Below are 17084 nucleotides of genomic sequence, written 5' to 3' on the forward strand. Positions count from 1 at the left end.
CCTGTGGGGTGGTTTGTTTTTTTTTTAAAATACACCCCGTTATTGGTTGTCGGCCGCCCGGGGGGGGGGGGCCCCCCCCCCCCCCCCCGCCCCCCTCGTGTCGTACCGCTCAGCGGAAGACCACCGTGCGGTTGCCGTGCACCATGACGCGGCTCTCGCTGTGCCACTTCACCGCGTGCGCGAGCACCTGCGCCTCCACGTCCCGGCCGACCGTGACCAGGTCGCCGGGGTCGAGCGAGTGGTCCACCCTGACCACGTCCTGCTCGATGATCTGCCCCTCGTCCAGGTCCGGGGTGACGTAGTGGGCCGTCGCGCCGACGAGCTTCACGCCACGGTCGTAGGCCTGGTCGTAGGGTCGCGCGCCCTTGAAGCTGGGGAGGAAGGAGTGGTGGATGTTGATGGCGTGACCCTCGAGCTGCTTGCAGAGGTCGTCGGAGAGGATCTGCATGTAGCGGGCCAGCACCACCAGGTCGACGTCCAGCTCCCTCACCAGCTCCAGCAGGCGCGCCTCGGCCTCGGCCTTGGTGTCCTTGGTGACGGGGATGTGGTGGAAGGGGATGCCGTACGTCTGCGCAAGACCCTCGAAGTCCCGGTGGTTGGACACGATCGCCGGGATCTCGATGTTGAGTGCGCCGGTGCTTCGGCGGAACAGCAGATCGTTGAGGCAGTGACCGAATCTGGACACCATGATCAGCGTCCGGGTCGGCGTCGACGCCTCACTCAGGGTCCAGGTGATGCGATACGCCTCGGCGACGGGACCGAACCGGTAACGCAGTGTTTTCACATTCGCGTCCGGATCGGAGACGTCGAAGTGAACCCTCATGAAGAAACGGCCCTGGAGCCGGTCGTCGAACTGCTGGCTTTCCAGGATGTTGCCCGAGTTCCTGACGAGGAAGCCGCTCACTGCGTGGACCAGTCCGGCACTGTCGGGACACGAGAGGGTGAGGACGTACTCGCGGTCGGGCTCCGGTCGAGGGTACTCAGGGGGCACAGCGACCTCCGTCGGTGCGTATTGCACAACATGGTGAGCGATACGCAACATGGTCGACTCGACGCCGCTCGGGGTCAAGGGCGGCCGCACAAGTACCCGCATGGCGAAATCGTCATCCGCCAACCCCTTGACGCAGGTCTGTGGCGTTCGTCAAGGTGTTCCACCACAAGCAATTGAATGCATGATGCGCAACGCATTTCGGCTGAAGGGCATTGGCGCGTGGCAGACCTGTATGTGGCTGGGGAATGGCGGGACCCGTCGGCCGGTGGGTCCCGGGAGATCCGCTGTCCCGCTGACGGCTCCCTCACCGCGACCGTCTCGGAGGGGACGCGTCCCGACACCGAGGCGGCGATCGCCGCCGCCCGCCGCGCCTTCGACGAGGGACCCTGGCCGCGCACCTCGGAGCGGGAGCGCGGCGCGCTGCTGCTGCGCACCGCCGACCTCGTCGAGCGCGATGCCAAGGAGTTCGCCCGCGCGGAGTCGCTGGACACCGGGAAACGCCTGGTGGAGAGCGAGTACGACATCGCCGACGTCGTCGCCTGCCTCCGCTACTACGGCGGGATCGGCGGCACCGACGCCGGCCGGGTGATCGACACCGGCCGCGACGACGCCGTCAGCCGCGTCGTCTACGAGCCGATCGGCGTGTGCGGGCTGATCACCCCCTGGAACTACCCGCTGCTGCAGGCGAGTTGGAAGGTCGCCCCGGCCCTCCTGGCCGGCAACACGATCGTCCTTAAGCCCAGTGAGCTCACCCCCTCCACCTCGATCCTGCTGATGAGGGCGCTGGCGGAGGCCGGGCTCCCGGCCGGCGCCGCCAACCTCGTGCTGGGCGCCGGGCCCGAGGTCGGCGCCGCGCTCTCCGAGGACCCGGCCGTCGACATGGTCTCCTTCACCGGTGGCCTGGAGACCGGCAGACGGATCATGGCCACCGCCGCGGCGACCGTGAAGAAGGTCGCGCTGGAACTCGGTGGCAAGAACCCCAACGTGATCTTCGCCGACGCCGACTTCGAGACGGCCGTGGACTTCGCTCTCACGGCCGTCTTCCTGCATTCCGGGCAGGTCTGCTCGGCCGGCGCCCGGCTGATCGTGGAGGACTCGCTGCACGACCGGCTCGTCGACGAGGTCGTCCGCCGCGCCCGGCGGATCCGCCTCGGCGGGCCCTTCGACCCCGAGGCCGAGACCGGGGCGCTGATCTCCGCCCAGCACCGGGAGAAGGTCGAGGAGTACGTCGCGGCGGGCCTCGCCGAGGGCGCCGTGCTGCGCTGCGGCGGTGAACGGCCCGACGACCCGGACCTCGCCGACGGCTTCTACTACCCGCCGACCGTCCTCGACGAGTGCCGGCAGGACATGCGCGTCGTGCACGAGGAGTCCTTCGGGCCCGTGCTCACCGTCGAGCGCTTCACCGACGAGGACGACGCCGTGCGGATCGCCAACGACACCGAGTACGGACTCGCCGGGGCCGTGTGGACGCAGGACGCCGGCAAGGCCCAGCGGGTGGCCCGTCGGCTGCGCCACGGCACGGTGTGGATCAACGACTACCACCCCTACGTGCCGCAGGCGGAATGGGGTGGCTTCGGGCATTCGGGCGTGGGCCGGGAGCTGGGACCGACCGGCCTGAACGAGTACCGAGAGCCCAAACACATCTGGCAGAACATCCAACCCCGGCCGCAACACTGGTTCCGCGGCTGAATGCCGAAGAGAGGTCGATCATGACCCCAACACAGACCGAGGTGCCGCAGCGGCCCGGCGCGCCCCAGGATTCGGACGGTACTCCGGTCATATCCGTGCGCCGGCTGTGGAAGGTGTTCGGGCCGAAGGCCGACCAGGTACCGGACTCGGAGGAGCTGTGCGGCCTCACCCGCCGTGAGCTGATGGACCGTACCGGCTGCACCGCAGCCGTACGCGACGTGAACTTCGACGTCCGCAAGGGCGAGGTGTTCGTCGTCATGGGGCTGTCCGGTTCCGGCAAGTCCACGCTGGTGCGATGTCTGACCCGGCTGATCGAACCCACCGCCGGTGAGCTCGTCTTCGAGGGCGAGGACATCCGCGAAGCGGACGCCAGACGCCTGCGCGACCTGCGGCGCCGCAAGTTCTCCATGGTCTTCCAGCACTTCGGGCTGCTGCCGCACCGCCGGGTCGTCGACAACGTGGCCTTCGGCCTGGAGATCCGCGGCATGAGCAGGGCCGAACGCGGCAAACGGGCCCTGGAGGTCGTCGAACTGGTCGGCCTCTCCGGCTACGAGAACTCCTACCCCGACCAGCTCTCGGGCGGTATGCAGCAACGCGTCGGCCTCGCCCGGGCCCTGGCCGGCAACCCGGACGTGCTCTTCTTCGACGAGCCCTTCTCTGCGCTCGACCCGATGATCCGCCGCGACATGCAGAACGAGGTCATCCGGCTGCACCACGAGGTCGGCAAGACCATGGTGTTCATCACCCACGACCTCTCCGAGGCGCTCAAGCTGGGCGACCGCATCCTGATCATGCGCGACGGCAAGATGGTCCAGTGCGGCACCGGCGACGAGCTGGTCGGCGCCCCGGCCGACGACTACGTAAGCGAGTTCGTCAAGGACGTGCCGCGCGGCGATGTGCTCACCCTGCGGTGGATCATGCGCCCGGCGGAGCCCGACGACGCCCTGGACGGTCCCGAGCTCGGCCCGGACGTCGTGGTGAAGGAGGCCACCCGGGCGGTGCTGGCCGCGGACAGGCCGGTCAAGGTCGTGGAGGACGGCAAGCTGCTCGGCATCGTGGGTGACGAGGAGATCCTCGCGGTGGTCGCCGGGCACGAGGGCGGGGCGTGATGGCCGTCGCCCTGGAGAAGTCGGCACCCCTGGCCGGTGTGCGCAAGGTCCGCCGGCGCACGGTGGTGGCCGCGATCCTGGTGGCATGGCTGCTCCTCTTCGTCGTCCTGCGCGGAAGGCAGACCCTGACCCTGGCGGCGGCGGACCTCACCGGCCTGCACCGGTGGTTCAACGACGTCAACGACTCGATCGGCGCGGACCGCAACTCCAACCCGCTGTTCCTCTACTTCTTCAACGAGATCCGCCTGGTCATCGACAACGTGGTGACCTTCATCCAGCACCTGATCTCACAGCCCTCCGCCGGCCGTCCCCTGCCGCAGATCGGATGGCTCGGCGTCGTCGGCATCGTGGGCTACGTCTCGTGGGCCGTGGGCAACTGGCGGGTCGCCCTGCTGGCCGTGGCGGGCTTCACCTTCCTGGGCCTGCAGGGTCTGTGGCAGGAGAGCATGGACACCCTGTCGCTCACCCTCTCCGCGGTCTTCGTGGCGCTGCTGTTCGCGATCCCGCTGGGCGTGTGGGCGGGGCTGTCCGACCGGGTCAACCGGATCGTGACGCCCTTCCTGGACTTCATGCAGACGATGCCGACCTTCGTCTACCTCGCCCCGCTGACCCTGTTCTTCCTGATCGGCGGGGCCTCGGCCACGATCGCCACCGTGATCTACGCGGCACCGCCCGCGATCCGGATCACCGCGCACGCCATCCGCTCCGTGCCGGAGACCACCGTCGAGGCCGCCGAATCGCTGGGCGCGACACGCGGGCAGGCCCTGCTGAAGGTCCTGCTGCCCATGTCCAAGCGGACCGTGGTGATGGGCGTCAATCAGTCGATCATGGCCGCCCTGGCCATGGTGACCATCGCGGCCCTGATCGACGCGCCCGGCCTCGGCAAGACCGTCGTACAGGCGCTCCAGTCGCTCGACGTGGGAACGGCCTTCAACGCGGGACTCGCCATCGTCGTCATGGCCATCGTCCTCGACCGGGTCACCACCGCGGCCAGTGCCCGCGCGGAGACGGCCCGGGGTTCGAAGAACCGCTTCCTCAAGTGGCGCAGGCCGCTGCTGGGCGCGGGCGCGGTGGCCGCGGCGGTCCTCGTCTATCTGTCGCACACCTATCTGTGGGCGGCGGAGTTCCCCGGCGACGGCGGCACCGGCAGCTCCATCGCGAGCGCGGCGGACACCGCGACCGGCTGGGCGCAGGACAACCTGTCGGGCCTCACCAACGCCTTCCGTGACGGCATCACCAACGGCCTGCTCAACCCGTTCCAGTCGCTGCTCACCGATTCCCCGTGGTGGCTCGTCGGCGCGGTGCTGATCGCGCTGGGGGCCGTGCTCGGCGGCTGGCGGGCCGGGGTCACCACGGCCGTCTGCCTGGTCCTGCTGGTCGGCACCGGCCTGTGGTCGGACGCCATGACGACGCTGGCGTCGACTCTGGTGGCGACAGTGCTGGTCATGCTGCTCGGCATCGTCCTCGGGGTGTGGATGGGGCGCAGCCCGCTTGTGGACCGGCTGCTGCGGCCCACCCTGGACGCGGCGCAGGTCATGCCGCCGTTCGTCTATCTCGTGCCGTTCCTGGCGCTGTTCGGCGCGACCCGCTTCACGGCGATCGTCGCCGCGATCGTCTACGCGGCGCCGGTCGCCATCAAGATCATCGCTGACGGGGTGCGGGCCGTGCCCGAGACCACCGTCGAGGCGGCCACGTCCGCCGGGTGCAACACCTGGCAGATCATCACCAAGGTTCAACTGCCGATGTCACGCGGTGCCCTGACGCTCGCGACCAACCAGGGCCTGATCTACGTGCTGTCGATGGTTGTTGTGGGCGGCCTGGTAGGAGCGGGCGCCCTCGGCTACGACGTCGTGGCCGGCTTCTCACAGGGGCAGCTGTACGGGAAGGGGCTCGCGGCGGGACTCGCCATCGTCCTTCTCGGAGTCATGTTCGACCGGATCACCCAGGCAGCGGCGCGACGCGCGAGCGCTTAAGGAGCACCAGCATGGCAACACAAGTACGACAGTGGAGAACCGGCGTGGCCGGCATAGCCGTCGTGACTGTCATCGGGCTGACCCTCACCGCCTGCGGCGGCGCGAAGGTCGGTGACGACTCCGCGGATTCGGGCGGCTCGGGCAATTGCGGCACCTTCAATCTCGCCGTCAACCCGTGGGTGGGCTACGAGGCGGACGCGGCGGTCGTCGCCTACGTCGCGCAGCACGACCTCGGCTGCACGGTCAACAAGAAGGACCTGAAGGAGGAGATCGCCTGGCAGGGCTTCGGGACGGGCGAGGTCGACGCCGTCCTGGAGAACTGGGGCCACGACGATCTGAAGAAGAAGTACATCACCGACCAGAAGACCGCCGTGGCGGCCGGCTCGACCGGCAACAAGGGCATCATCGGCTGGTACGTGCCGCCGTGGCTGGCCAAGGCGCACCCGGACATCACCGACTGGAAGAACCTCGACAAGTACGCGGCGGACTTCAAGACCTCCGAGTCGGGCGGCAAGGGCCAGTTGCTGGACGGGGACCCGTCGTACGTCACCAACGACGAGGCGCTGGTGAAGAACCTGAAGCTGGACTTCAAGGTGGTGTACGCGGGCAGCGAGACCGCGCTCATCCAGTCCTTCCGCAAGGCCGAGAAGAACAAGGAATGGGTGATCGGCTACTTCTACGAGCCGCAGTGGTTCCTGTCCGAGGTGCCGTTGGTGAAGGTTGATCTGCCCGCGTACACGACGGGATGCGACGCCGACGCGGCGAAGATCGCCTGCGACTATCCCGTGTACGACCTCGACAAGATCGTCAGTGCGAAGTTCGCCAAGTCCGGCAGCCCGGCCTACGACCTGGTCAAGAAGTTCAACTGGACGAACGACGACCAGAACACCGTGGCCAGGTACATCGCGGTGGACAAGCTGTCGCCCGACGCGGCGGCCAAGAAGTGGGTGGACGCCAACCGCGCCAAGGTCGACGCCTGGATCAAGTAACCCACGTCGACGGACGGTCCGAGATGCCCGGCGGGCGGTGTGCACCTGTGTGCGCCGCCCGCCGGGCATCGCCGCGTTTCGGGCGGTTTCCCGACGTCACCGGACCTCTTGACACCCCCTGTCCGCGACAGGCACATTGAGTTGCGCAACCTGAACCATGTTGCGCAGCAAGCAACTCGATTGGTTTTCGATCCGGAGGTGCGGCGATGGCGGGACCCCGAGTGGTGATCATCGGAGCGGGCGTCGTGGGAGCGGCACTCGCGGACGAGATCTCCGCACGCGGCTGGACCGAAGTGACCGTGGTCGACCAGGGCCCGCTCCCCGCGACCGGGGGCTCCACGTCGCACGCCCCGGGCCTGGTCTTCCAGACCAACTCCTCCAAGACCATGACCGAACTGGCCCGCTACACCGTCGAGAAGTTCTGCTCCCTCGACGTCGACGGCAAGCCCTGCTTCCTCCAGGTCGGCGGCCTCGAAGTGGCCACCACTCCCGAGCGCCTCGCGGAACTGCACCGCCGCCACGGCTGGATCACCGCCTGGGGCATCGAGGCGCGCCTGCTGAGCGCCGACGAGTGCGTCGAGCGGCACCCGCTGGTCAACCCGGACAGAGTCCTCGGCGGCCTCCTCATCCCGACGGACGGCATCGCCAAGGCCGTCCTCGCCGTCGAGGCGCAGATCCGCCGGGCCACCGAGCGCGGCGTCACCTTCCTGGCCCGTCACGAGGTGCTCGACGTCCGGCGGAGCGAGGGCCGGGTGACCGGCGTACTCACCGACCGCGGCGAGCTCGCGGCCGACATCGTGGTGTGCTGCGCCGGCATCTGGGGCCCGAAGATCGCCCGCATGGTCGGCATGAACCTCCCGCTGACCCCGCTCGCCCACCAGCTCGCCTGGACCGGACCGGTCCCGGCGCTCGCGGGCCAGACGGAGGAGGCGGTACGGCCGATCCTGCGTCACCAGGACGCCGACCTCTACTACCGCGACCGCTTCGACGGCATCGGCATCGGCTACTACGGCCACCGCCCGATGCCCCTCTCGGCCGACGACATCCTCTCCGTCGACGAGGCCGACGACATGCCGTCCGTCCTCAAGTTCACCGAGGACGACTTCGCCGACGCCTGGACCGAGACCAGGTCCCTGCTCCCCGCCACCCGGGAGGCCAAGGTCGAGGAGGGCATCAACGGCCTGTTCTCCTTCACCACCGACAACTTCCCGCTGCTGGGCGAGTCCCCGGACGTCAAGGGCTTCTGGGTGGCCGAAGCGGTCTGGGTCACCCACTCCGCGGGCGTCGGCCGCGCCATGGCCGAATGGCTCGTCGACGGCTTCTGCTCGTCCTTCGACCTGCACGAGTGCGACGTCAACCGCTTCGAACCGCACCAGCTGTCCCCGGAGTACGTCCTGGCCCGCGACTGCCGCAACTTCGTCGAGGTCTACGACATCCTCCACCCCCTCCAGCCGTCCGGTGACCCACGCCCGATCCGCACGAGCCCCTTCCACGCCCGCCAGCAGGAGCACGGCGCGTTCTTCCTGGAGGCGAACGGCTGGGAGCGCCCCCAGTGGTACGAGGCCAACGCGGGGCTGACCGAGGGCCGCAACATCCCCACCCCCAACGACTGGGCCGCGCAGTACTGGTCACCCATCGTCGGCGCCGAGGCACAGGCCACCCGCGAGACGGTCGCGATGTACGACATGACGGCCCTCAAGCGGCTCGAGGTCAGCGGCCGGGGCGCCGCGGACCTCCTGGAGGGGCTGACCACCGGCAAGGTCGCCAAGTCCGTCGGATCGGTGACCTACACCCTGCTCCTGGACCACGACGGCGGCATCCGCAGCGACGTCACCGTCGCCCGCCTGGCCCACGACCTCTTCCAGGTCGGCGCCAACGGCAACCTGGATCTCGACTGGTTCGCCCGCCGGCTCCCCGCCGACGGCACCGTCCAGGTGCGCGACCTCACCCCCGGCACCTGCTGCATCGGCCTGTGGGGCCCGTTGGCCCGCAAGGTCCTCCAGCCGCTGACCGACGAGGACTTCTCGGGCGACGGCCTCAAGTACTTCCGCGCCAAGCGCGCCCACATCGGTTCGGTGCCGGTCACCGCGATGCGGCTGTCGTACGTCGGTGAACTGGGCTGGGAGCTCTACACCACCGCCGACCAGGGCCTGAAACTGTGGGACACCCTGTGGCGGGCGGCGAAGCCGCTCGGCGGCGTCATCGCCGGCCGCGGCGCCTTCAACAGCCTTCGCCTGGAGAAGGGTTACCGCTCCTTCGGCACCGACATGACGTTCGAGCACGACCCCTACGAGGCCGGTGTCGGCTTCGCCGTCAAGCTCGACAAGGGCGACTTCCTCGGCAAGGCCGCCCTGGAGCGCCGCAAGGACGACGTCCGGCGCAAGCTGACCTGCCTCACCATCGACGACCCACGGTCGGTCGTCCTGGGCAAGGAGCCCGTCTACGACGGCGACCGCGCGGTCGGCTACGTCACCAGCGCGGCTTACGGTTACACGATCGGCAAGGGCATCGCCTACGCCTGGCTCCCCGCGGAACTCGCCGTCCCCGGGACAGCGGTCCATATCGGCTACTTCGACCGGCGCGTCGAGGCGGTCGTGACCGAGGAGCCGCTGTTCGACCCGACGATGTCCCGGCTTCGTGGCTGAGCGGGCCACGCGGCACAGCCGCGTACCCGTGCCCGGAGGCCGCGACCTGACCGCGCCGGCCCACCGGCCCGAGCCCGGCCTCGCCCCGCCCCGTGCCCGCACCCAGGCCCTCGCGGCCGAGCACCCGCTCTCCCCGCACCTCTCGCACGACGGAGACGTCCGATGAGCCCCAGCACCCCCGGCGCCGACCTCCCCGAACACCCCGACCGGCTCTGGCGCAACCCCGAGCCCAAGCGGTCGTACGACGTGATCGTCGTGGGGGGCGGCGGTCACGGCCTGGCCACCGCCCACTACCTGGCGAGGAACCACGGCATCACCAACGTCGCGGTCCTGGAGAAGGGCTGGCTGGGCGGCGGCAACATGGCCCGCAACACCACGATCATCCGCTCCAACTACCTGTGGGACGAGAGCGCCGGCATCTACGAGCACGCCCTCAAACTCTGGGAAGGGCTGGCGGAAGAGCTCGACTACCCGATCCTCTTCTCCCAGCGCGGCGTGCTGAACCTCGCCCACAGCCTCCAGGACGTCCGCGACAGCGTGCGCCGTGTCGAGGCCAACCGGCTCAACGGGGTCGACGCCGAGTGGCTCGACGCCGAGCAGGTCAAAGAGGTCTGCCCGATCGTCAACATCTCACCCGACGTGCGCTACCCGGTCCTCGGCGGCACCTATCAGCCGCGCGCCGGCATCGCCAAGCACGACTACGTCGCCTGGGGGTTCGCCCGTTCCGCGGACGCCGCCGGCATCGACATCATCCAGAACTGCGAGGTCACCGGCCTGGACGTGGCCGGCGGCAGGGTGGTCGGCGTACAGACCACGCGCGGACCCATCGCCGCGGGCAAGGTGGCCCTGTGCTCGGCCGGCCACACCTCGGTCCTCGCCGCCATGGCCGGCATCGAACTCCCCGTCCAGAGCCACCCGTTGCAGGCCCTGGTCTCCGAGCTCCTGGAGCCGGTCCACCCCACGGTGGTGATGTCCAACGCCGTCCACGTGTACGTCAGCCAGGCGCACAAGGGCGAGCTGGTGATGGGCGCCGGCATCGACGCGTACAACTCCTACACCCAGCGCGGCGCGTTCCACATCATCGAGGAGCAGATGTCCGCCGCCCTGGAACTCTTCCCGGTCTTCGCCCGCGCCCATGTGCTGCGCACCTGGGGCGGCATCGTCGACGTCAGCCCGGACGCCTCGCCGATCGTCGGCCTCAGTCCGGTCGGCAACCTCTACCTCAACTGCGGGTGGGGCACGGGCGGTTTCAAGGCCACCCCGGGTGTCGGCTGGGTCTACGCCCACACCATCGCCCACGACACCCCCCACTCCCTCAACGCCCCCTTCTCGCTCGACCGTTTCACCACCGGCGCGCTCGTCGACGAGCACGGCGCGGCCGCGGTGGCCCACTAGGGAGCCGAAGATGCTGCTCATTTCCTGCCCGTGGTGCGGGCCCCGCGACGAGGCCGAGTTCCACTACGGCGGCCAGGCGCACGTGCCCTACCCCGAGGACTGCGCCGCCCTCACCGACGAGGAGTGGGCGCGCTACCTCTTCTTCCGGGACAACCCCAAGGGCCCGTTCGCCGAACGCTGGAGCCACGCGGCGGGCTGCCGCAAGTGGTTCAACGCGGTGCGCGACACGTCGACGAACGAGATCCTGGCGGTGTACCGGCCGGGGGAGACCCGCCCGACCATCACGAAGCCCGACCCGGCTGTCCCACCCCGTCCGGCCGCTTCGGACCCCGGTCCGGCCATTCCAGCCCGTCCGGCGATTGAGGACGAGGCCCCTTCAGGGCCGAACGGGGGTCTGGGGGCGGAGCCCCCAGCAGCGGTCCAGGGGGCGGGCCCCATGGTCTCGGGAAGGGGCGGGGTGGGGGAGACCCCGTCGTTCCGGCTCACGACCGGTGGCCGGATCCACCGCGACGAACCCCTCACCTTCACCTTCGACGGCACCGCCTACCAGGGCTACCGAGGCGACACCCTCGCCTCGGCCCTCCTCGCCAACGGCGTCATCGCGGCAGCGACCAGCATCAGACGAGGCCGCCCCCGAGGCATCTTCTCCGCCGGCGTGGAGGAACCCAACGCCGTCATCCAGATCGAGGAGCCGTTCCCCGAGCCGATGCTCCCCGCGACGACGGTCGAGCTGTACGACGGCCTCGTCGCGACCAGCCTCCCCGGCCAGGGCCGCCTGGCCACCGAACCGGACCCCGCCCGCTACGACGCCGTACACGCCCACTGCGACCTGCTGGTCGTCGGCGCGGGCCCGGCCGGCCTCGCGGCCGCAGCGGCGGCAGCGCGGAGCGGCGCCCGCGTCATCCTCGCCGACGACCAGCCGGAACCCGGCGGGAGTCTGCTCGGCGCCGGCGAACACCTCGGCTGGGTGAAGGCGACGCGGGCACTGCTCGAAGCCGCCCCCGAGGTACGGGTCCTGGCGCGCACCACCGTCTTCGGCCACTACGACGACAACCACCTCCTCGCCGTCGAGCGCCGCACCAACCACCTCGGCGCGCGGGCCCCGGAACACGTCTCCCGCGAGCGCGTCTGGCGGATCCGCGCCCGGCGCGTGGTCCTCGCGACCGGCGCCCACGAGCGCTCGCTGGCGTTCGGCGACAACGACCGCCCCGGCGTGATGCTGGCCGGCTCGGCCCGTACGTACCTCCACCGGTACGCGGTGCTGCCCGGCCGGCGCGCGGTCGTGTTCACCACCAACGACAGCGCCTACGCCGCCGCGCTCGACCTGGCTGTGGCGGGAGCGGACATTGCGGCGATCGTCGACACCCGGTCCGAGCCGGGGGAGTGGGCCGAGCGCGCCCGGTCCGCCGGGATCGAGGTGCTGGCCGGACACGCGGTCACGGACACGGAGGGCGAGGCCCGCCTCACCTCCGTGACGGTCGCCCCGTACGCGGAGTCCGCAGGACACCAAGTAGGTGCCCGGCAAGGGGAGTTCGCTGTCGATCTCCTCCTGGTCTCCGGCGGCTGGAACCCCGTCGCGCATCTGTTCAGCCAGGCGGGCGGCAAGCTCCGCCACGACGACGCACTCGGCACGTTCGTCCCCGACAGCTGCCGTCAGGCGCTGGAGGTCGCGGGCGGTGCGAACGGGGCCTTCGATCTCGCCACGGCCCTCGCGCAGGGCGCGGCGGCCGGCGCCCGGGCGGCCGAGGCGGAAGGCTACCCCGCCGAATCGCCGGCCCTCCCGGCCGTCGCCACCACGCCGTACACCCCGCCCATGCGGGTGTTCGCCGTCCCCAGCTCCACCGGGGCCCCCCGGTTCGTCGACCTCCAGCGCGATGTCACGGTCGACGACCTGGCGCGGTCGACCGGGGCGGGCCTGCGTTCGGTGGAGCACACCAAGCGCTACACCACGGCCGGCACCGCCAACGACCAGGGCAAGACGGGTGGGGCGCTGGCGAGCGGGATCGTCGCCGAACTCCTCGGGGTGGACCTCTCGGCGCTCGGCCTGCCCACGTTCCGTCCGCCCTACACACCCGTCTCCTTCGCCGCCCTCGCCGGCCGCGACCGCGGCGCGCTGTCCGACCCGATCCGCACGACCGCCGTCCACCCGTGGCATGTCGCGCACGGTGCCCTGTTCGAGAACGTCGGCCAGTGGAAGCGGCCCTGGTACTACCCGCGAGGCGGCGAGGACATGGAGGCGGCCGTGCTGCGCGAGTGCGCCGCCGCCCGCGAGAGCGTCGCCTTCATGGACGCCTCCACCCTCGGCAAGATCGACGTCCAGGGCCCGGACGCCGCCGTCCTCCTCGACCGGCTCTACACCAACATGATGAGCACGCTGAAGGTCGGCATGATCCGTTACGGCGTCATGTGCCACCTGGACGGCATGATCTTCGACGACGGAACGGTGATCCGGCTCGCCCAGGACCGCTTCCTGGTCACCACCACCACGGGCAACGCGGCCGCCGTACTGGACTGGATGGAGGAGTGGCTCCAGACCGAGTGGCCCGAACTCCGCGTCCACTGCACCTCGGTCACCGAGCAGTGGGCCACCGTCGCCCTGGTCGGCCCGCGGTCCCGCGAGGTGCTCGGCTCGCTCGCACCCGAACTCGCCGTCGCCAACGAGGACTTCCCGTTCATGGCATGGCGGGACACGACGGTCGCGGGCATCGGGGCGAGGGTGTGCCGGATCAGCTTCTCCGGTGAACTCGCCTACGAGATCAACGTGTCACCGTGGCAGGCGCTCGACCTGTGGGAGGCGCTGTACGAGGCGGGCGCCCCGTACGGCATCACGCCCTACGGCACGGAGACCATGCACGTCCTGCGGGCCGAGAAGGGCTACCCGATCATCGGCCAGGACAGCGACGGCACCGTCACCCCGCAGGACCTCGGGATGGGCTGGGCGGTGTCGAAGAAGAAGCCCGACTTCATCGGCAAGCGCTCGTACGCCCGCGCCGACACCGTCCGCGCCGACCGCAAGCACCTGGTGGGTCTGCTGCCCGAGGATCCGGGGACCTTCCTGCCCGAGGGCACCCACCTGGTCGCCGACAGTGTGCTGCCCGCGCCGCCCGTCCCGACGCTCGGCCATGTCACCTCCAGCTACCGCAGCGCCGCCCTCGGCCGTACCTTCGCGCTCGCCCTGGTCAAGGGCGGCCGGGACCGTATCGGCGAACGTCTCTACGCCCCCGTGGGCGACCGGCTGGTTGCGGTGACGGTCGCAAGCCCCGTCCTCTACGACCCCGAGGGAGCCCGCCGCGATGGCTGACACCGCTCCGACCCAACGGCAGCGCAGCCCGCTGGGGCATGCCGCCGACCGCCTCGCCGCCGCGACGCGCTCCTGCGGGGGCGCGATCCGGCTGGCCGAAGTCCCTTTCCTGGCCCAGCTGAACGTCCGCCTCGACGCCAAGAGCCCGGCGGCGGACGCCCTGGGGCTCGCCCTGGGGCTGCAACTGCCCCTGGAGCCGGACACCGTCGTGCGCGCGGGGGATCTGCGCGCGGTGTGGCTCGGCCCCGACGAGTGGCTGGTGGTGGGCCTGCCCGGCGCCCAGCGGGACCTGGAGAGCCGGATCCGTTCGGCGGCCGGGGACGCGCCCGTCTCCGTCACCGACGTATCCGCCCAGCGCACCACCGTCCTGGTCGGCGGCCCGCGCGCCCGCGACCTGCTGTCCCACGGCTGCCGGTTGGATCTGCACCCGCGCGTCTTCGGCCCCGGCCGGTGCGCCCAGACGACGCTGGCCCGCACCCAGGTCGTCCTGGTGGCACGCGACCAGCCCCGGGCGGGGTTCTGGGTACTGGTGCGCTCCTCCTTCGCCGACCACCTGACGAACTGGCTGCTGGACGCGGCCGTGGAATACAGGTGAACGAGCAGGCGTGAACGCATACGGGTGAACGATCACGGGGGCTGAGCCACCCGGCACGGTGGAGCCGCCGTGCCGGGTCGTCATGCCCTCAGGCATCGGGTGCCTCGTGGACGCGTTCCTCTCCACGAAGGTCTGGAGGACCCGGGTGGCGGCGATCTCCTCGGGCGGCCCGGCGAACGGGTCCCGGTCGAGGACGACCAGGTCGGCGGCCTTGCCGACGCCGATGCTGCCGGTGAGGTCGTCGAGGCAGCTGCACCTCGCGGTCAGGTGACGTAACTTCGGGATTCCTGGATCTTTCTCGCCCTGGCCGACTGATCTGCGGTCTGGGCGAAGGTGAGGGGGCTCGGGTTGGTGGCGTTGGCGGTCGTACGGGAAGGTACGGCTTGCCGTGGCCTAACGAACTCCTTTGCAGGGTCCTACCTTTGAGTCATGGAAACTCGGTATCCCGGACCGCTGGCGGAAGTTGTGGCACCCGTGACAGCCGGATGGCGGCTGCTGTTCGTGCCCAACCGGGCCCGCGAGCTGGCCGTCGCGCTCGGCGCGAGCATCGTGGTCCCGTCGATGGTCGCGGCCCCACTTCTGCTGGCCGCTCTGGTGGGCGCCGTGATCTCGGGGAGCTCACTCCTCTGGGGCGGTTTCTGGGTCCTGCTGGCGCTCATGGTCGTCGCAGTGATCCTGCTCACCGTGGCCATGATGTACGTCACGGTCTCCATGACGGTGCGGTGGGTCGAGCTCCGCCCCCTGGGAACTCCGGCCCAGGTCGTGATCGCCCGATTTCTGCGTTCGTCGACCATGGCGATGGCTGATCTGCAGCGAGTCGTCGTCATCGAGCGACTCAGTCTGGGGCAGCGACAGTCGATCAAGGTGGTGTTGCATACCCGCAGCGAGACGGTGGAGTGCGAACCGGCGACGGCCGCACCGCTCTCTCGGGTCGACGCAGAGACGCTGACCGGCTGGTTGACCGAGCAACTCGGCCGGGTCCAGGTGGCGGTGGAGCGTCAGACGGAGGTCAAGCGGGACTTCCTGCGCCCGGACGAGTGGTGGACCCCGTCCCACGCCGCCGAGCTGTGGCGGGTACCCGTCGGCGAGGTCGACGGCATAGCCGCCCAGCGCGGCGTCGAAGGCTATCGGTACACGCCCCGGGCACACGCGATGTACAGCCCTGGCACTTCGGTCACCGTCTACGACCCGGGCCGGGCCTACGAGGTCGCCGAAGAACTCCGCGCGGAACGAGCCGCCGGCCAGGCCGCCGACAGCACGGCAGCCCCCGGCCCCGCCGAGGACGACGCAACGGATCCCCGCTGACTCGGTCGGGCCGGTACTGACCTGGTTCGGAGACTCTCAGTCGTCCAGGACGACGACGTGCTTGCCCGGCCTGGTGCCGGACTCGAGGTCGGCCTGGGCGGCACGGACCTGTTCCAGGCCGTGGTAGACCTTCGCGACCGGGACGTTGAGCCGTCCTGCGGCGATGGCCTGGAGCTGGTGGGCGAAGACGTCGGCCGGGAGGTCGGCGGCCTCACCGCCGTACGAGGTGAGGCGTACCCCGCCCGGGATCATGAACGGGGAGAAGTCGGGGATCGTCCACTGGCCCGCCAGGGCTCCGGTGAAACAGACGGTGCCGTGCCGGCGGACGGTGCGGAGGGTGTCGGCGAGGACCGAGCAGCCCACCAGTTCCAGTGCGGCGTCGACGCCGTCCGGCAGCAGTTCGCGCACCTGGTCGGCGAGGGTCCCGCTGTCGACGAGGGGATGGTCGACGCCCGCCGCCCGCAGTTCCCCGGCCCGGCCGGGGCTGCGGGTGGTGGACAGCACGGTCGCTCCGAGGTCCTTCGCGATCGTGGCCGCGCTCAGCCCGACCGTGGAGGTGCCGCCGCGGATCAGCAGCGTCTGCCCGGCCTTGAGGTCCAGGCCGCGGGTCAGGGATCCGTAGGCGGTCTGGAACATCTCGGGCAGTGCGCCGACCACGTCCCACGGCAGGGTGGTCTCGAACGGGATGACCTGCGCGACGGGGACGGTCACGTACTGGGCGTACGCGCCGTCGTAGGAGCGGCCCATGCCGCCCATCATCGTGGCCACCTGCTGTCCCGGCCGCAGCCCGCTGTCGTCGTCGGCGTCATCGACCACGCCGACGCCCTCGATGCCGGGAACGCGCGGGTAGGTGACCACCGCGTCCGACTCGCCCTTGCGGGTGAGGACCTCGGACTCATTGACGCCGAACGCCTTCACCTTGATCCGCACCCAGCCGTGCTTGCGTACGGGCACCGGCACATCCTTGATCTCCAGTGCGTCCAGGCCGCCGGGCCGGGTCACGACGACGGCCCGCATCGTCGCCGGTGCGGCGCCGCCGGCTGCTGCTGCTGTCGGTTGGCTCATGCCGAGTTCCTCACTCTGTTCACCCTC

12 protein-coding genes and 1 pseudogene are annotated in these 17084 nt (G+C 70.3%); 10 read left to right on the top strand and 3 right to left on the bottom strand.

All coding sequences use genetic code 11. The annotated features are described in order from the left end of the window. Positions 1 to 109 precede the first annotated feature (109 nt). Entirely contained in the window at positions 110 to 991 is an 882-nt protein-coding gene (purU, locus tag ACFWBD_RS29425; protein WP_385673117.1) for a formyltetrahydrofolate deformylase, read from the bottom strand. Positions 992 to 1210: 219 nt separating this feature from the next. Here purU and ACFWBD_RS29430 point away from each other — a divergent pair, with 219 nt between their 5' ends. From ACFWBD_RS29430 to ACFWBD_RS29470, 9 genes are all read left to right on the top strand, one after another. After that, complete coding sequence (locus tag ACFWBD_RS29430; RefSeq protein WP_385673120.1) at positions 1211 to 2680, top strand: aldehyde dehydrogenase family protein; 1470 nt, start codon at positions 1211 to 1213, stop codon at positions 2678 to 2680. 20 nt (positions 2681 to 2700) lie between these two features. After that, the gene (locus tag ACFWBD_RS29435) at positions 2701 to 3789 is read left to right on the top strand and encodes a glycine betaine/L-proline ABC transporter ATP-binding protein (RefSeq protein WP_385673123.1); all 1089 of its coding nucleotides are present in this window, start codon (positions 2701 to 2703) and stop codon (positions 3787 to 3789) included. After that, a complete protein-coding gene (locus ACFWBD_RS29440) occupies positions 3789 to 5762 on the top strand; it encodes an ABC transporter permease (protein ID WP_385673125.1) in 1974 nt (657 codons plus the stop codon). Before ACFWBD_RS29435 ends, ACFWBD_RS29440 begins: the two co-directional genes overlap by 1 nt. An 11-nt stretch (positions 5763 to 5773) precedes the next feature. After that, positions 5774 to 6751, top strand: coding sequence for an ABC transporter substrate-binding protein (locus ACFWBD_RS29445; protein WP_385673128.1), 978 nt, complete (start codon positions 5774 to 5776; stop codon positions 6749 to 6751). 206 nt (positions 6752 to 6957) lie between these two features. Then, positions 6958 to 9396: an FAD-dependent oxidoreductase gene (locus ACFWBD_RS29450; protein WP_385673131.1), complete on the top strand. Its 2439-nt coding sequence runs from the start codon at positions 6958 to 6960 to the stop codon at positions 9394 to 9396. Between the two features lie 28 nt (positions 9397 to 9424). Continuing rightward, positions 9425 to 9562 carry a hypothetical protein gene (locus tag ACFWBD_RS29455; protein ID WP_385673134.1) on the top strand — a complete coding sequence of 46 codons (138 nt, stop codon included), beginning with the start codon at positions 9425 to 9427 and terminating at the stop codon, positions 9560 to 9562. Next, entirely contained in the window at positions 9559 to 10791 is a 1233-nt protein-coding gene (locus ACFWBD_RS29460; RefSeq protein ID WP_385673136.1) for a sarcosine oxidase subunit beta family protein, read from the top strand. Before ACFWBD_RS29455 ends, ACFWBD_RS29460 begins: the two co-directional genes overlap by 4 nt. A 10-nt stretch (positions 10792 to 10801) precedes the next feature. Beyond that, positions 10802 to 14092: a sarcosine oxidase subunit delta family protein gene (locus ACFWBD_RS29465; RefSeq protein WP_385673139.1), complete on the top strand. Its 3291-nt coding sequence runs from the start codon at positions 10802 to 10804 to the stop codon at positions 14090 to 14092. Next, complete coding sequence (locus tag ACFWBD_RS29470; protein WP_385673142.1) at positions 14085 to 14687, top strand: sarcosine oxidase subunit gamma; 603 nt, start codon at positions 14085 to 14087, stop codon at positions 14685 to 14687. The genes ACFWBD_RS29465 and ACFWBD_RS29470 overlap by 8 nt, the downstream gene beginning before the upstream one ends. Positions 14688 to 14775: 88 nt before the next feature. Here the strand turns inward: ACFWBD_RS29470 and ACFWBD_RS29475 are convergent. After that, positions 14776 to 14939 (bottom strand): annotated as a pseudogene (locus tag ACFWBD_RS29475) (amidohydrolase family protein); the annotation flags it as partial. A 177-nt stretch (positions 14940 to 15116) separates the two neighbouring features. Between ACFWBD_RS29475 and ACFWBD_RS29480 the strand changes: the two are divergent. Then, positions 15117 to 15992: a hypothetical protein gene (locus ACFWBD_RS29480; protein WP_385673145.1), complete on the top strand. Its 876-nt coding sequence runs from the start codon at positions 15117 to 15119 to the stop codon at positions 15990 to 15992. Between the two features lie 36 nt (positions 15993 to 16028). On the opposite strand, the gene ACFWBD_RS29485 is transcribed toward ACFWBD_RS29480, so the two are convergent. Next, on the bottom strand, positions 16029 to 17057 hold the full coding sequence (locus tag ACFWBD_RS29485; RefSeq protein ID WP_385673148.1) for an alcohol dehydrogenase catalytic domain-containing protein: 1029 nt from the start codon (positions 17055 to 17057) through the stop codon (positions 16029 to 16031). Positions 17058 to 17084: the final 27 nt, after the last annotated feature.

Source organism: Streptomyces sp. NPDC060002, from assembly GCF_042737245.1.
In the GTDB taxonomy this organism is placed as follows: domain Bacteria; phylum Actinomycetota; class Actinomycetes; order Streptomycetales; family Streptomycetaceae; genus Streptomyces.

Excerpts from the sequence above, each read along its gene's own strand:
- ACFWBD_RS29485 (WP_385673148.1), bottom strand. The coding sequence starts at position 17,057 with ATGAGCCAACCGACAGCAGCAGCAGCCGGCGGCGCCGCACCGGCGACG.
- ACFWBD_RS29460 (WP_385673136.1), top strand. The coding sequence starts at position 9,559 with ATGAGCCCCAGCACCCCCGGCGCCGACCTCCCCGAACACCCCGACCGG.
- ACFWBD_RS29435 (WP_385673123.1), top strand. The coding sequence starts at position 2,701 with ATGACCCCAACACAGACCGAGGTGCCGCAGCGGCCCGGCGCGCCCCAG.
- ACFWBD_RS29450 (WP_385673131.1), top strand. The coding sequence starts at position 6,958 with ATGGCGGGACCCCGAGTGGTGATCATCGGAGCGGGCGTCGTGGGAGCG.
- ACFWBD_RS29440 (WP_385673125.1), top strand. The coding sequence starts at position 3,789 with ATGGCCGTCGCCCTGGAGAAGTCGGCACCCCTGGCCGGTGTGCGCAAG.
- ACFWBD_RS29445 (WP_385673128.1), top strand. The coding sequence starts at position 5,774 with ATGGCAACACAAGTACGACAGTGGAGAACCGGCGTGGCCGGCATAGCC.
- ACFWBD_RS29465 (WP_385673139.1), top strand. The coding sequence starts at position 10,802 with ATGCTGCTCATTTCCTGCCCGTGGTGCGGGCCCCGCGACGAGGCCGAG.
- ACFWBD_RS29470 (WP_385673142.1), top strand. The coding sequence starts at position 14,085 with ATGGCTGACACCGCTCCGACCCAACGGCAGCGCAGCCCGCTGGGGCAT.
- ACFWBD_RS29480 (WP_385673145.1), top strand. The coding sequence starts at position 15,117 with ATGGAAACTCGGTATCCCGGACCGCTGGCGGAAGTTGTGGCACCCGTG.